Source organism: Kitasatospora sp. MAP12-44, from assembly GCF_029892095.1.
GTDB lineage: Bacteria > Actinomycetota > Actinomycetes > Streptomycetales > Streptomycetaceae > Kitasatospora.
This window is the reverse complement of record NZ_JARZAE010000004.1, coordinates 4,698,972-4,711,697: the sequence shown is the minus strand read 5'-3', so window position 1 is coordinate 4,711,697 and position 12,726 is coordinate 4,698,972. Positions and strand designations below refer to the sequence as shown.

The 12,726-nt window shown below is 72.3% G+C and carries 16 protein-coding genes and 1 pseudogene; 10 read left to right on the top strand and 7 right to left on the bottom strand.

Annotation, left to right across the window (positions count from 1 at the left end):
• Positions 1-63 precede the first annotated feature (63 nt).
• Positions 64-2,349: a SpoIIE family protein phosphatase gene (locus P3T34_RS22035; RefSeq protein ID WP_280667762.1), complete on the top strand. Its 2,286-nt coding sequence runs from the start codon at positions 64-66 to the stop codon at positions 2,347-2,349.
• A 16-nt stretch (positions 2,350-2,365) separates the two neighbouring features.
• On the opposite strand, the gene P3T34_RS22030 is transcribed toward P3T34_RS22035, so the two are convergent.
• Both P3T34_RS22030 and P3T34_RS22025 read right to left on the bottom strand, forming a co-directional pair.
• Positions 2,366-3,208, bottom strand: a complete 843-nt coding sequence (locus P3T34_RS22030) for an isocitrate lyase/phosphoenolpyruvate mutase family protein (protein ID WP_280667761.1) — start codon at positions 3,206-3,208, stop codon at positions 2,366-2,368.
• The gene (locus tag P3T34_RS22025) at positions 3,205-3,690 is read right to left on the bottom strand and encodes a carboxymuconolactone decarboxylase family protein (protein ID WP_280667760.1); all 486 of its coding nucleotides are present in this window, start codon (positions 3,688-3,690) and stop codon (positions 3,205-3,207) included. Before P3T34_RS22025 ends, P3T34_RS22030 begins: the two co-directional genes overlap by 4 nt.
• Positions 3,691-3,740: 50 nt before the next feature.
• Here P3T34_RS22025 and P3T34_RS22020 point away from each other — a divergent pair, with 50 nt between their 5' ends.
• Positions 3,741-5,174 (top strand): PLP-dependent aminotransferase family protein, encoded by a 1,434-nt coding sequence (locus tag P3T34_RS22020; protein WP_280667759.1) that lies wholly within the window; start codon positions 3,741-3,743, stop codon positions 5,172-5,174.
• A 25-nt stretch (positions 5,175-5,199) separates the two neighbouring features.
• Here the strand turns inward: P3T34_RS22020 and P3T34_RS22015 are convergent, their stop codons facing one another.
• Together P3T34_RS22015 and P3T34_RS22010 are read right to left on the bottom strand one after the other, a co-directional pair.
• A complete protein-coding gene (locus tag P3T34_RS22015; protein ID WP_280667758.1) occupies positions 5,200-5,433 on the bottom strand; it encodes a DUF6126 family protein in 234 nt (77 codons plus the stop codon).
• Between the two features lie 13 nt (positions 5,434-5,446).
• Complete coding sequence (locus tag P3T34_RS22010) at positions 5,447-6,133, bottom strand: XRE family transcriptional regulator (RefSeq protein WP_280667757.1); 687 nt, start codon at positions 6,131-6,133, stop codon at positions 5,447-5,449.
• A gap of 108 nt (positions 6,134-6,241) precedes the next feature.
• Here P3T34_RS22010 and P3T34_RS22005 point away from each other — a divergent pair, with 108 nt between their 5' ends.
• From P3T34_RS22005 to P3T34_RS21990, 4 genes are all read left to right on the top strand, one after another.
• Positions 6,242-7,015 (top strand): HAD family hydrolase, encoded by a 774-nt coding sequence (locus P3T34_RS22005; protein WP_280667756.1) that lies wholly within the window; start codon positions 6,242-6,244, stop codon positions 7,013-7,015.
• 70 nt (positions 7,016-7,085) lie between these two features.
• Positions 7,086-9,218 carry a DEAD/DEAH box helicase gene (locus P3T34_RS22000; RefSeq protein WP_280667755.1) on the top strand — a complete coding sequence of 711 codons (2,133 nt, stop codon included), beginning with the start codon at positions 7,086-7,088 and terminating at the stop codon, positions 9,216-9,218.
• A 129-nt stretch (positions 9,219-9,347) separates the two neighbouring features.
• Positions 9,348-9,797 carry a hypothetical protein gene (locus tag P3T34_RS21995; protein ID WP_280667754.1) on the top strand — a complete coding sequence of 150 codons (450 nt, stop codon included), beginning with the start codon at positions 9,348-9,350 and terminating at the stop codon, positions 9,795-9,797.
• Positions 9,794-9,943 carry a hypothetical protein gene (locus P3T34_RS21990; RefSeq protein ID WP_280667753.1) on the top strand — a complete coding sequence of 50 codons (150 nt, stop codon included), beginning with the start codon at positions 9,794-9,796 and terminating at the stop codon, positions 9,941-9,943. The genes P3T34_RS21995 and P3T34_RS21990 overlap by 4 nt, the downstream gene beginning before the upstream one ends.
• A gap of 8 nt (positions 9,944-9,951) precedes the next feature.
• On the opposite strand, the gene P3T34_RS21985 is transcribed toward P3T34_RS21990, so the two are convergent.
• The gene (locus P3T34_RS21985; RefSeq protein WP_280667752.1) at positions 9,952-10,134 is read right to left on the bottom strand and encodes a hypothetical protein; all 183 of its coding nucleotides are present in this window, start codon (positions 10,132-10,134) and stop codon (positions 9,952-9,954) included.
• Positions 10,135-10,248: 114 nt separating this feature from the next.
• Positions 10,249-10,509, bottom strand: a complete 261-nt coding sequence (locus P3T34_RS21980) for a hypothetical protein (protein WP_280667751.1) — start codon at positions 10,507-10,509, stop codon at positions 10,249-10,251.
• 115 nt (positions 10,510-10,624) lie between these two features.
• Between P3T34_RS21980 and P3T34_RS21975 the strand changes: the two genes are divergently transcribed.
• The 3 genes from P3T34_RS21975 to P3T34_RS21965 are packed head-to-tail and all read left to right on the top strand — an operon-like array spanning position 10,625 to position 11,877.
• Positions 10,625-11,461 carry a helix-turn-helix transcriptional regulator gene (locus tag P3T34_RS21975; RefSeq protein WP_280667750.1) on the top strand — a complete coding sequence of 279 codons (837 nt, stop codon included), beginning with the start codon at positions 10,625-10,627 and terminating at the stop codon, positions 11,459-11,461.
• On the top strand, positions 11,448-11,657 hold the full coding sequence (locus P3T34_RS21970) for a DUF397 domain-containing protein (RefSeq protein ID WP_280667749.1): 210 nt from the start codon (positions 11,448-11,450) through the stop codon (positions 11,655-11,657). The genes P3T34_RS21975 and P3T34_RS21970 overlap by 14 nt, the downstream gene beginning before the upstream one ends.
• A 22-nt stretch (positions 11,658-11,679) precedes the next feature.
• Entirely contained in the window at positions 11,680-11,877 is a 198-nt protein-coding gene (locus P3T34_RS21965) for a DUF397 domain-containing protein (RefSeq protein ID WP_280667748.1), read from the top strand.
• Positions 11,878-11,954: 77 nt separating this feature from the next.
• Here P3T34_RS21965 and P3T34_RS21960 read toward each other — a convergent pair whose 3' ends face one another.
• The gene (locus P3T34_RS21960; RefSeq protein WP_280667747.1) at positions 11,955-12,416 is read right to left on the bottom strand and encodes a prevent-host-death family protein; all 462 of its coding nucleotides are present in this window, start codon (positions 12,414-12,416) and stop codon (positions 11,955-11,957) included.
• Between the two features lie 131 nt (positions 12,417-12,547).
• Here P3T34_RS21960 and P3T34_RS21955 point away from each other — a divergent pair.
• A pseudogene (locus P3T34_RS21955) lies at positions 12,548-12,706 on the top strand (prevent-host-death family protein); the annotation flags it as partial.
• Positions 12,707-12,726: the final 20 nt, after the last annotated feature.

Genomic DNA, 12,726 nt, shown 5'->3' with positions numbered 1-12,726 from the left:
GGATATTCACCGACATGTGCGTCAGCGGCGCCGCCCGCCTGTGGACCAGCAGAGGGGCCTCGGATGGATCTGACCTCGCCTTGGCCGCCCCCGTCACCCGGCCCCGGTGACCCGGGCACCAGCGGCGACCGCACCTCCGCCCACTCCTCCACCCGCTCGTCCGGACACTCCTCCACCCGTTCCTCGGCCCGCTCCACCGTGAGCTGCGCACGGATCCTGCTGCGCTGCACCAGCGCCGCCGAGATGCTCGGCACGCTGCTCGCCGAGGGCCCGGGCTGGATCACCGGCGAGGGCTCCGCGATCTACCTGCTGGACGCCGCCGGCATGCTGCGGCTGACCGTCTCCAACGGGCTCCCCGAATGGGCGCACGAGCGATACGGGACCATCGACCCGGCCGGCGACCTGCCCGCCGCCGTCGCCCTGCGCCGCCGCGAGCCGGTGCTGCTCAGCCCCGAGCGGTCCAGCGTGCACTTCCCGAACCCGGTGGCCGGCTTCGGCACCGGCCTGGTCGCCGTCGCCGCCCTGCCACTGCTGGTGGACGACCGCGAGCTCGGCGTGCTTGCCCTCTCGCTGGCCCACCGCGGCACCGTGCCGCGCCGCGACCTGGACGCGCTGGCCCTGCTCGCGGAGTCCTGCGCCCACCGGCTGGCCCATCTGATCGACCACGGACCCGCCGTCGACGGCGCCCCGCGGGGCGTGCGGACACACGCCGAGCAGCCCGACGGCTACCTGGCGCAGCCGCTGCTCGCCGACGCGCTCCGGGCGGCCGGGGCGGGCGCCTTCGAACGGGACCTGGTCACCGGCGAGACCGCCTGGGACGCCAGCGCCTACCGGGTGGTCGGCCGGGTGGCGCCCACCGACGGCGGGCCGCTCCCCGCTCCCGACCTCGGCAGCCTGGTGCACCCCGAGGACCTGGCCGACGTGCAGGCCGCCCTGGTGGACGCGCTGGCGAGCGCCGGCCCGTACCGGCTCGGCTACCGGGTGATCCGCCCGGACGGCGGGACCAGCACGGTCGACGAACACGGCGAGGTGCTGCTCGACGTGCACGGCCGGCCGGTGCGGATCGCCGGTCTGCTGGTGGAGCGCGACCGCGGCCAGTCGCCGGAGCCCGCCGCCGAGCCGGCCGCCGCCCCGGTGGCCGAGGCCCGATCCGCGCTGCTGCTTGCCCTGACCCGGGCGCTCTCGCGAGCCGTCACGGTCCGCGACGTCACCGAGGCGATGACCGACATCGCCCGTCCGGCCCTGGGCGCCGCCGACCTGGTCCTCGACCTGGTGGACGAGGGACGGCTGCTGCCGGTCTCGCCCTCGGTCTACGGCGGCTCGCGCCGCGGCGAGTTGAACCGGCTGCACGAGCTGTCCAGCAGCGCGATGGAGCAGTCGCTGGCCCGGTCCGTCCCGCTCTTCAGCGAACCGGGAGCGGGCACCAATCCGGCGGCCTGGGCGGTGCTGCCGCTGGTCGCCTCCGGGCGGCAGGTCGGCTCCTGCCTGATCACCTTCGCCACCGACCGGGCCTTCAGCCGCGAGGACCGCACGCTCTACTCGGCCTTCGCCGGCATCCTCGCCCAGTCGCTGGAGCGGGCCCGCCTCTACGACACCCACCACCACCGGGCCACCGAGCTGCAGCGCGCGATGCTGCCGCGCAGCCTGCCCACGCTGCCCGGGCTGACCGCGGCGGCCCGCTACCTGCCGAGCACCGAGGGCATGCAGATCGGCGGCGACTGGTACGACCTGTTCCGGCTGTCCGCCGGCAAGGTCGGCATGGTGATCGGCGACGTCCAGGGGCACAACGCCGAGGCGACCGCCGTGATGGGCCAACTGCGCAGCGGCCTGCGGGCGTACGCGACGGACGGCCACGATCCGGCCGCCACGCTGGCCCGCACCAGCCGGCTGCTCGCCGAGCTGGACACCGAACTCTTCGCCACCTGCCTCTACTTGACGCTGGACCTCGCCGACGGCGTGGTGTGCGGCGCCCGGGCCGGGCACCCCGCGCCGGTGCGGATCTCGGACGGCAGGGCCGTCGAGCTGGAGCTGCCCGGCGGCCCGCCGCTCGGCGTGGACCCGACTGCCGCCTACCCGCTGGCCGTTGAGCGGCTCGGCCTGGGCGAGACGCTGCTCAGCTACACCGACGGGCTGGTCGAGGACCGCGCCGAGGACTACGACGAGTCGGTGCAACGGATGCTCGGCGGGCTGGAGTTGTGGAGCCGGCAGGCCGGCCCCGGCCGGGTCGGCCCGGCAGCCGCGCTCGAGCGGCTGGCCGACCTGCTGACCCTGAACGTGACGGAACGCAACTCCCGCCCCGACGACGTCGCCCTGCTCCTGCTGCACCGCACCTCGCCCGCCGCCGGCTAATCCGCCAGCAGCACGTTCAGCTCAGCAGCGCGTTCAACTCCGGGTAGCTCAGGTCACCGGCGAGCGCGTCGTACGTCCCGTCGGCGAACAGCTCGGCCGCCGCCCGGCGGACCAAGCCCAACGCCGCCAGCGCGAGGCCCGCGCCGACGCTCACCCGGGCCACTCCCAGCTCGGCCAGCTCCGGCACCGAGAGCGAGCCGGGGTGGACCATCACGTTCAGCGGCAGCGGCAGGGCGGCCGTCAGCGCGGCGATCTCCTTGGCCTCCGCCACCCCCGGGACGAAGACGCCGTCCGCGCCGGCCTCGGCGTAGGCCCGGGCGCGGGCCAGCGTCTCGTCCAGCCGGCCGACCCGGTCGCCGACCTGGCGCAGATAGGTGTCGATCCGCGCGTTGACGAAGAGCGGGATGCCCTCGGCCTCGGCGGCCGCCCGCACCGCCGCGATCCGGGCGGCCTGGTCGGCGCCGGTGCGCAGCGGCGCGCCGGGCGGATAGCCGGGGTCGGCGCCGTGCAGGCCGTCCTCCAGGTTGATCCCGATCGCGCCGGCCGCCAGCACCAGGCGGACGGTCTGCGCCACCTCCTCGGGCGTGGCGCCGTAGCCGCCCTCCAGGTCCGCCGTCACCGGCAGGTCGACGGCGGCGGCCACCCTGGCGGTCAGCTCGACGGTCTGCTCCCGCCCGAGCGCCTCGCCGTCCGGCACCCCGAGCCCCCACGACACCCCCGCGCTCGTGGTGGCCAGGGCAGCTGCGCCGGCCGCCGCGACCACCCGCGCGGTGCCCGGGTCCCAGACGTTGGCGAGTACCAACGGGCGCCCAGGCACGTGCAGTTGGCCGAAGGCGACGGCCTTGTCGCGCCGGCTCATGCGCGGGCCTTCGGCGCCGGGCTCATCCGGGTGGCGACCGCGAAGCGGTTCCAGGCGTTGATCACGGTGATCATCGCGAGCAGCTTGGCGAGCTCCTCCTGCTCGAAGTGCCGGGCCGCCTCGTCGTAGACCGCGTCCGGCACATGGCCCTCGGTCAGCAGGGTGACCGCCTCGGTCAGGGCCAGCGCGGCGCGCTCCTTGGCGGTGAAGAACGGCGTCTCGCGCCAGGCGGGGAGAACGAAGATCCGGTGCTGGGACTCGCCGCCCTGGAGCGCCTCCGTGGTGTGCATGTCGATGCAGTAGGCACAGCCGTTGATGATCGAGGCGCGGATCTTCACCAGCTCGGCGAGCATCGGGTCGAGCCCGACCGCGGCGGCCTTGTTGAGCGCGACCATGGCGCCGTAGACATCCGGGGCCTGCTGGAAGAGGGCCATCCGCTGAGCAGGAGCGGGAGCGGGTTCAAGATCCTGAGAAGTCGTCATGCGTTCCACCCTAGGGAGTAAGTGGACCGCGCTTGTGGTTCATTCCCAGTATGAATTCTTGGGCCAATTGGGCCACTTGGGGCCGCGACCTGCACCTCGACCTCTCCGACCGGCGGGCCCGGGGCCTGGGCCTGCGGGCCGCGCTGGAGGACGCGCTGCGCGAGGCGGCAGCCGGCGCGAGCCTGGCGCCGGGCACCCGGCTGCCGTCCTCCCGGGCGCTCGCCGCCGACCTCGGGATCGCCCGCAACACCGTCGCCGAGGCCTACGCCCAGCTCGCGGCGGAGGGCTGGCTGACCTCCCGGCAGGGCTCCGGGACGACCGTGGCGGACCGCGCCGTACGACGCGCCGCCGCGCCGCCGGCGGACCGGCCGGGACCGCCCGCCGTCCGCTACGACTTCCACGCCGGCCGCCCCGACCTGGACCTCTTCCCGCGCACCGAGTGGCTGGCCGCCACCCGCCGGGCCCTGGCGGCGGCGCCGCGCGACGCGCTCGGCTACTCCGACCCGCGCGGGCGGATCGAGCTGCGCCAGGCGCTCGCCGAGTACCTGGGCCGGGTCCGCGGGGTGCGCACCGACCCCGAGCGGCTGCTGCTCTGCACGGGCTATGTGCAGGGCCTCAGCCTGCTCAGCGCCGAGCTGCGCGCTCGCGGCACCCGCACCCTGGCCGTCGAGGCGCACGGTCTCGACCGGCACCGCGCGGCGGTCACCACCGCCGGGCCGGCCACCGTGCCGCTGCCGGTGGACGAGGACGGCGCCCGGACTGACCTGCTCGGCGAGAGCGGCGCCGGGGCCGTCCTGCTCACCCCCGCCCACCAGTTCCCCACCGGCAACCTGCTGCACCCGCGGCGCCGGGCGGCCGCCGTCGACTGGGCCCGGCGGACCGGCGGGGTGGTGATCGAGGACGACTACGACGGGGAGTTCCGCTACGACCGCCAGGCGGTGGGCGCGATGCAGGCGCTCGACCCGGAGCGGGTGGTCTACGCGGGCACCGCCAGCAAGAGCCTGGCCCCCGGCCTGCGGCTGGGCTGGCTGGCCCTGCCGCAGGCACTGGTGGAGCCGATGATCGCCCGGAAGTCCGCTGCGGACGGGCAGTCGGGGGTGATCGAGCAGCTGACGCTGGCGGAGCTGATCCGCTCCGGCGGGTACGACCGGCAGGTGCGGCGCGCCCGGCTGCACTACCGGCGCCGCCGCGACCGGGTGGCCGCGCTGCTGGCCGACCGTGCGCCCGAGGTCCGGGTGACCGGGATCGCCGCCGGGCTGCACGCCGTGCTGCGCCTGGCGCCGGGCGACCGGCGGAGCGAGCGGGAGGTGGTCGAGCAGGCCCGGCTGCGTGGGCTGGGCCTGCAGGGCCTGGACTCCTTCCGCCACCCGCTGGCCCCGGCGGGCGACCTGCCGCCGTCCTTGGTGATCGGCTTCGGCACGCCCGCGGACCGGGCGTTCGGTCACGGCCTCGAGGTGCTGGGCGGGCTGCTGGCGGAGGGCTGAGCCGGTTCGCCCGGCCGTACGGCCCTCAGTGGCCGGTGTGCGCGCCCAGGTAGAAGAGCAGGAAGAGGAAGCCGCCGAAGAAGTGCGCGGCGGCCATGTAGATGCAGACCCGGATCGCCACCCGGTGGTCGGTGCGCTTGCCCGCGTCGGTGGTGGGCGCGTACTGGCGGGGATGCCCGGGCCGGACGGGGTGAAGCGGCTGAAGCGGCTGGGTCGTCGGCTGGATCGGCTGGACTGGCTGGACTGGCTGGACCGTCATGGCAGGAGTCCCTTCAGTGGGTGCGCGGAGCGTCCCCGAGGCAGAGGTTGCTGCCCGGGCTCTGCAACAGGGTGTGCACGAAGATCAGTTCGACGCCGGCGGAGGAGTCGGCGGCGATGCAGTGCGGGGTGAGCGAGTCGAACTGCGCGCTGTCGCCCGGGTCGAGCAGGTGGACGGTGTCGCCCAGGGTGAGCCGCAACCGTCCCTGGGTGACGTGCAGCCACTCCTCGCCGGGGTGCACCCGGACCACCTCGTCCTGCAGCCCCGGCGGCACCTGGACGCGCAGCGCCTGCATCGCCCGGCCCGGCACGCCCGCCCGGCGGTAGCCCCAACCGCCCGCGCGGCCCGGCTCGATGGCGCCGCCGCGGACCACCGGGTCGGGCTCGCCCGGCTGTTCGCCGAGCAGTCCGGCGACGGTGCCGCCGTACGCCCGGGCGAGGCCGAGCAGCACCGGCAGCGAGGGCTGCCGCCTGCCGGTCTCCAGCCGGGAGAGATAGGCTGGGGAGAGCCCGACCCGAGCAGCGGCGGCTTCAAGAGTGAGTCGGTTTGCCTGCCGCTGCTCGCGCAGTCGAGCACCGAGCCCGGGCACCTCGTCGGCGTCCTGGCCGCCTGTGCCGTGGCCGTCTGCGCCATGGCCGTCCGTGCGCTGGCCGTCCGTGTCGCGCGGGTCCCGATCCGGGCCCGGGGGGCTGGTGTTCATGAATCCAGTGGACACCCGCGTTGCCCCCGTGGCAAGAATTGTGCCTCAGAGGCAAACCCGCTGAGAGACGGCTGCGAGACGGCTGAGACAGGCTTGAGAGAGGCCCCGATGCGAATCCGCGCTGTGCTCTTCGACGTGGACGACACCCTGTTCGACTACACCGGAGCCGAACGAGCGGCGATCACGGCCCAGCTGGCGACGGAGGGCCTGCAGGACGCGTTCCCCTCGGCCGACGACGCGGTGAAGCTCTGGCACGAGCTCATGACGGCCCAGTACCAGCGCTTTCTGGACGGCGAGTTGACCTTCCCCGAGCAGCAACTGGCCCGCGCCCGGGCCTTCCTGGCGACCGCGCGGGAGGGTTCGGTCGCCATGGACGACGCGACGGCGCGGGAGTGGTTCACCCGCTACCAGCAGCACTACCGCACGGCCTGGCGCGCGTTCCCGGATGCCGCGCCGGCACTCGGCGCGCTGGCAGCGGCCGGGCTGCGGCTCGGCATCGTCTCCAACGCCAGCCTGGCCAGCCAGCGGCCCAAGCTGCGGGAAGTCGGGCTGGGCGGATTCTTCGACGGCGCACCCGTGGTCTGTTCGGACCAGCACGGGGCGCCCAAGCCGGCCGCGTCGATCTTCCACGCCGCCTGCGCGGAGCTGGAGTTGGCGCCCGAGCAGGTGGCGTACGTGGGCGACCGGCACGATGTCGACGGACAGGGCTCGCGGGACGCGGGCCTGCGGGCCTTCTGGCTCAACCGCACCACCGCCACCGCCACCGCCGCCACCACCGCCACCGCTGCCTCCGCCGACGCATCGCCCGAGGCGACCCACGGCGTCACCGAGATCGCCTCGCTGGCCGAACTGGTCCCCCTGCTCTGCGCAGCCCTTGGCTGAGAAGCGGCCAGGGAGCTGTTGCCGCCGCAGGTGCTCCCGTATCGTCGAACTCCTCACTTCGGGGGCGGAGATGGCGCGGAGAAGCAGTCGCATACTGGCCCACAGCCGTGCGGTGGCGGCAGCGGCGAACGAACTGGAGTTCGCCCTCCGATCGCGCTCCGAACAGGAGTTGCGGGCCATGACCGACGTGCTGCGCCGCCGCCTGTCGTCCGGAGCCGAGTGGGAGCAGGGGCTCGCGGAGGCGGCCGCCCTGGTGCGGGAGACCGTGCGCCGCGTACTGGGCCTGCGGCTGGACGACGCGCAGCTCATCGGCGGGATCGCGCTGCACCACGGCTCGCTGGTGGAGATGCGGACCGGCGAGGGGAAGACGCTCACGATCGCACTGCCCGCGTACCTCGGCGCGCTGACCGGCGGCGCGGTGCACGTGATGACGGCCAACGACTATCTCGCCGACCGGGATGCCACCCAACTAAAGCCGATCTACGGTGAGTTGGGGATGAGCTGCGGCCTGGTGACCGAGCTGGGCGGAGGCGGTGCCGGGTGGGAGCAGCGCCGCGCCGCGTACGGCATGGGCATCACCTACGGCACGCCCGGCGCGTTCGCCTGCGACTACCTGCGTGACAGCCGCGCGCTCGACCAGGGCCGGGTCATGCAACGCGGTCGGCGGCTGGCGATCGTCGACGAGGCTGACCTGACCCTGCTCGACCGGGCGCGCGAACAGGCGACGCTCAGGGAACGCGAGCGCTGCTCCGATCCTGCCTGCTCTGATCCCGTCTACGGCAGGCTGACCGCGCTCGTCCGACGGCTGAGACCCGACCTGCAGGCCCCGGGGCGCAGCCGCACGCTCGCCGCGATCAGCCTGCGCCAGTACCTCCTCGGGTACGCGAAGCTCACCGCGATCACCGCCGTCGCCACCGAGGCCGAGGTCTACGAGCAGATCTACGGGCTGGACACAGTTCCAGTAGCAACAACCTTTCCCATCAGGCGAATCGACCAGCCGGTGCGGTTCTTCCCGGACGACGGTTCGCGTATCGATGCGGCCGTTCGTGAGACGGCCAGGCGCCAGGCGGCGGGCCAGCCGGTGCTGCTGGCGACGGCGTCGATCGCGCAGACCGAGCAGCTGTCCGCCGCACTCAGGGCAGCCGACATCCCACACCGGGCGCTGAGCACGAAGAACCACTGCACCGACAGCCACGGCACGAACAACCACAGCACGAACCACCACGCCGAACAGGCGCCGATCATCACCCGGGCGGGCCGGTCGGGCGCGGTCACGGTGGTGACCCGGCTGGCGGGGCGCGGGGTGGACATCCCCCTCGGCGGGGACCGACCGGACGAGCGGGCGCCGGTCGCCCGCAGCGGCGGGCTGTACGTCCTGGCCGTGGACGTGTTCGAAAGCCGGCGCTTCGCGCTGCAGGTGCGCGGCCGGGCCGGGCGGCGGGGCGATCCGGGCGAGTCGGCGGTCTTCGCGGCGCTGACCGACACCTCGCTGATCAGCCTGCTCGGGACGCGGAACATCCAGCTGCTGGCGGCGGCCGCAGCCGACCCGGAGAACCGGTCGAAGCTGGCCAACTGGGCGCTGGAGAGAGCCCTCAACACGCGGACCGAGCAGGCGACGCAGCGGCTGTGCGGCGCGGTGCGCTACGACGAGGTCGTCGGCGCGCAGCTGGACCGGATCCAACGGCAGCGGCGGGCGCTCTTCGAGGGCGGACCCGAGCTGGCGCGGTGGGTGCGCAGCGCGATCGGCAGCGTGGTGGAGCGGCAGGTCAGGGCGGTGCCGCCGGAGCGGCTGCACGCGGCCCTCGCCGGGCTGTATCCGGTCGGACTCACAGCAGCACAGGTGCTGGATGCCCTGCCGGCCGGGGAGTTGGCGGCGCGGCTGCGTGCCGACGCACAGCGGGCGTACGACGGGCGGGAGGCCGAGCTCTCGCCCGCCGTCCTGCGGCGGATCGAGCGCTACCTGGTGCTCACGGTGATCAACCTGGCCTGGCCCGAGCACCACGAGGCGCTGTCGGACCTGTACGGCGACACCAACCTGTACTCGCTCGCCGGCGGCGACTACCTGGCGCGCTTCCAGCAGGAGGCGGCACGGCTGTTCACCGCGCTCCGCGAGCAGATCGAACGGGAGACCGTGGCCTTGCTGTTCAAGCTGTCGCCCCAGGACGTTGCGGACCTCGACTTCGAGGAGGGAGTCGAAGAATGACACGCAGTCGGCTGTCGCAGCTGGCCGTCGCCGTGCCGGGGCTGGCGGCGGCGCTGTACGGGTTTCGAGCTGCACCGCCGGATCGCCTGGCGGTGCAGCGTCTCGCTCGGGCTCGGCGGACTGCTCGCGGTGGCCGCCGGCCGCTGGTCCGGGTGGCACGGCGACCCGTCGGCCGCGCACTCGGCCTCAGCGCTGGGCGTCGTGCTGCTGTGCTGCGCGCCCATGCCCCGGCTGGTTGAGCCGCAGGTCTGGCTCTTCTGGCCCACCCCACTGCTCCAGGCGGCACGCCGCGCCGAGACGGGCCTGGACGTGCGGACGGCAATGGCGCGCGCCGGACGGCCCGTGCTGTTCGACGAGCAGCGCGGAGCCAACGGGCTGCCCGCGCCGCACTACCAGCAACCGGCAGGGGTGCCCGCGACCGAGGCTGTCAGCACCCCGCTGATAGGTGCGACGGATCAGGGCGGGTCGCGCCAGAGGTGGCCTGGATCCTGCTACCACCGCTCGGCGGCTAGGTCAGCAACGGAGAACTGCTGGTCCTGGACGCGACCGGGCACTGCGTCCTGCTGGTGGCGCGGATGAAGTGCACGACGGCCTCCGTCGCCCTGGTCGCCAAGGCAGCCGGACTCCCCTTCTCGGCCTACGACTTGGGAGCAGGGCGGATGCGTCGCAAACTCAGCGAGGAGCTGTTCCCACGCACCCAGGACTACACCGCGTCGGCCCGTTGACCTGCGGGTCAGCGGCCACTCGGCGCTTCGGCGCAGCAGTCGGGCAAGTTGGCGCAGCGGGGGCAGGTGCAGCGCGCCCAGGCGAGCGGGGAGGCCAGGCGGTACTTCTGCTCGACCTCCTCGGGCGCGGTCACGTCGACTCGCTGCCCGTCGTCGGTGATCCGGTAGACCCGGATCGTCATCCGACTCATCGGATCAACACCCTTCGCACCAGGGACAGTTCGGCCAGCCAAGCGGACACCGGCGCGGGACGCGGGCGGCAGTGAGGAGTCGGCGCCAGAGAGACCGCGCGGTGATGGGCGCGGTCAGTGGTCGTGCTGCTGAACACATTCCACCCCCCGGCGGATCAGCACGGTGATGGCCCTGACCACATCCGGACGACAACCCCCGAGGTCGATGACGACGGTGCCCGTGCAACGCGAACGGTCGTCAACGGCGAGCGAGGGAAGGAGGAGCCCGGGGTCGGCGAGGTGGAGGACGGCGGTCAACTCCTCGACGGCATCGTCGGCTTCCTGCCGGCGGGCAGCCATGTGTCGGGCGAGGGGAGAGGGCATGGTGGTGTCCATATCTACTGGGAACCGGAAGGATGTTCACTGATTGTGCTCCAAGCGTGACGTTCCGGAGTTACGCTGACCAGAGGGAAGACCCCAGCAGACCGACCGCTCAATTGGAGGCCCCCCGATGGCCCGAAGGAACGAGCTGAACCCGGGCAAGTCCCCCCGAGCCTTCTACGGCTCGGAGTTGCGCCGATTGCGGGAGGCAGCAGGGCTGTCGCAGGAGAAGCTCGGTGAGCTGGTCTTCTGCTCGGGTGCGTACCTGGGCCAGATCGAGAACGCCTCGCGCAAGCCGCAGTTGGAGCTCTCTAGGCAGCTGGACGTGGTGTTGAAAACAGGCAAGCAGTTGGAAAGGCTGCACGAGATCCTGCGGCCGTCTGCGTTCGCGACCTACTTCGAGGAGGCCGTCGAACAGGAAGCCCTGGCAAAAACCATCAGCGAGTACGCCGCACAGCTCGTGCCAGGGGTGATGCAGACGCCGGAGTACGCCGCAGCGATCTTCCTGAGCGGCCATCCACTGCTGACCGAAGGGGAGTTGGCAGACCGCGTAGCTGCACGAATGACTCGGAGCAGCCTCCTGGACGGCCCAACAAAGAAGGTGTTTTGGTACGTCCTGGACGAGACCGTGCTCCGTCGAGAAGTCGGCAGCCCCGCGGTCATGGCCGGACAGCTCCAGCACATCACGGATCTCATCAGAAACCGTCGCGTGATCGTCCAGGTCGTCCCGTTCGGCAACGGCGCTCACTCCCTCATGGAGGGGATGATGTCGCTGATGACCTTCGACGACGCGCCACCCCTCGCCTACATCGAAGCACCGCTGACGGGAGGGCTGTTGGATGATCCGTTGCTGGTTGCCCAGGCCAACGGGTACTACGATTTGCTGCGGGCCGTCGCGCTGTCGCCGGAGGCGTCCCTAGCCCTGATCCAGTCGGTGGCGGAGGAATACGCACATGATCAGCAGTGAACACCCCCGGCCGGCGCAGTGGCGCAAGAGCAGCCACAGCGGCACCAGCAACGGTTCATGCGTAGAAGTCGACGACGCCAACCCCGGCCGCGTCCGCGACAGCAAAGACCCCCACGGCCCCACCCTCACCTTCACCCCCACCGCCTGGCAGACCTTCATCACCGGCATCCGCAGCAGCGACTTCGGCTCCCTCTAACCGCCTGCACCGAGGAGTTGCCATGAACGCCAACGCACCGCAGTGGCGCAAGAGCAGCTACAGCGGCGGCAGCAACGGTTCATGCGTCGAGGTCGACGACGCTAACCCCGGTCGCGTCCGCGACAGCAAGGACCCCCACGGCCCCACCCTCACCTTCACCCCCACCGCCTGGCAGACCTTCATCACCAGCGTCCGCACAGGCGACTTCAGCTCCCTCTAACCGCCACCGGCTCCGGATGTAATGGGTCCTCAGGCACGCAACCCGAGCCCAACGGGGGACCGCTCAGGCTGTTGAGCTCATGGTGCAAGCACCTCGCCGTGGTCCACACCCTGCAAAGGCTCGGTGAGCTGAGCGGTCAGCGCGGGATCAGCCAGGATTCTGGCGGTCGCGCGCCACTCGACGATGACGCGGTGCAGATTGGCATGCACGTCCAGTTCCACTACGTCGCGCGTGGCATCCACGAGCTGGACGACGAGCTCGCGCACCTCCTCGGCCGACAGGTGTCGGGTCCACGGAAAGACCATGGGTAGCGCGAGGAGGATGGCCCGGGCGCCCTCGTCACTGCCGAGCAGAGCAGCGAACAGACTGGCAGTGACGTCTGCGGTCATCTCACGCTGGCGGTCGTAGCTCTCGGTCGTGAGATAGAGGTCCTCCCCATCTCGCCGCGTGACGTGGATGCGCTGGACGCGCTCAACGGCGTCGGCGACCCGCTTGGAGTTCTTTGACAGCTCAGAGAACGACACGGTGAGAGTGGACATGCTGGAGAGGCTATTTCGGAATGTGTTCCGAATTCCAGGTGAGCCTCGCTACGGTGGGCCGACCGGCGCCAAGTCCCCCGCATAGATGTACTTCTGGAACACCACCACCCGGCACTGCAAGCGGAGACACGGTGATCGACATCCACGAATACCAGCGCCTGGGTCGGCTGGCGGAGCAGGCCGAGGAGGCCTGGCTCAACCGGTTGGCTGACGAGGCTGAATCCGAGGGCGCTGAAGGATCCGTCTCCCTCGAAGAGATGTTCGCCCTGCTCCGCAGCCACCACGCCTGATCCCCACCCATCACGTCACA

Bases quoted from the DNA above. Each gene is read 5' to 3' on its own strand.
- P3T34_RS21975 (WP_280667750.1), top strand. From the start codon at position 10,625: ATGGCCCGAAGGAACGAGCTGAACCCGGGCAAGTCCCCCCGAGCCTTC.
- P3T34_RS21985 (WP_280667752.1), bottom strand. From the start codon at position 10,134: ATGAGTCGGATGACGATCCGGGTCTACCGGATCACCGACGACGGGCAG.
- P3T34_RS22000 (WP_280667755.1), top strand. From the start codon at position 7,086: ATGGCGCGGAGAAGCAGTCGCATACTGGCCCACAGCCGTGCGGTGGCG.
- P3T34_RS22035 (WP_280667762.1), top strand. From the start codon at position 64: ATGGATCTGACCTCGCCTTGGCCGCCCCCGTCACCCGGCCCCGGTGAC.
- P3T34_RS21965 (WP_280667748.1), top strand. From the start codon at position 11,680: ATGAACGCCAACGCACCGCAGTGGCGCAAGAGCAGCTACAGCGGCGGC.
- P3T34_RS22030 (WP_280667761.1), bottom strand. From the start codon at position 3,208: ATGAGCCGGCGCGACAAGGCCGTCGCCTTCGGCCAACTGCACGTGCCT.
- P3T34_RS22005 (WP_280667756.1), top strand. From the start codon at position 6,242: ATGCGAATCCGCGCTGTGCTCTTCGACGTGGACGACACCCTGTTCGAC.
- P3T34_RS21960 (WP_280667747.1), bottom strand. From the start codon at position 12,416: ATGTCCACTCTCACCGTGTCGTTCTCTGAGCTGTCAAAGAACTCCAAG.
- P3T34_RS22015 (WP_280667758.1), bottom strand. From the start codon at position 5,433: ATGACGGTCCAGCCAGTCCAGCCAGTCCAGCCGATCCAGCCGACGACC.
- P3T34_RS22020 (WP_280667759.1), top strand. From the start codon at position 3,741: ATGAATTCTTGGGCCAATTGGGCCACTTGGGGCCGCGACCTGCACCTC.
- P3T34_RS21970 (WP_280667749.1), top strand. From the start codon at position 11,448: ATGATCAGCAGTGAACACCCCCGGCCGGCGCAGTGGCGCAAGAGCAGC.
- P3T34_RS21990 (WP_280667753.1), top strand. From the start codon at position 9,794: ATGAAGTGCACGACGGCCTCCGTCGCCCTGGTCGCCAAGGCAGCCGGA.
- P3T34_RS21980 (WP_280667751.1), bottom strand. From the start codon at position 10,509: ATGGACACCACCATGCCCTCTCCCCTCGCCCGACACATGGCTGCCCGC.
- P3T34_RS22025 (WP_280667760.1), bottom strand. From the start codon at position 3,690: ATGACGACTTCTCAGGATCTTGAACCCGCTCCCGCTCCTGCTCAGCGG.
- P3T34_RS22010 (WP_280667757.1), bottom strand. From the start codon at position 6,133: ATGAACACCAGCCCCCCGGGCCCGGATCGGGACCCGCGCGACACGGAC.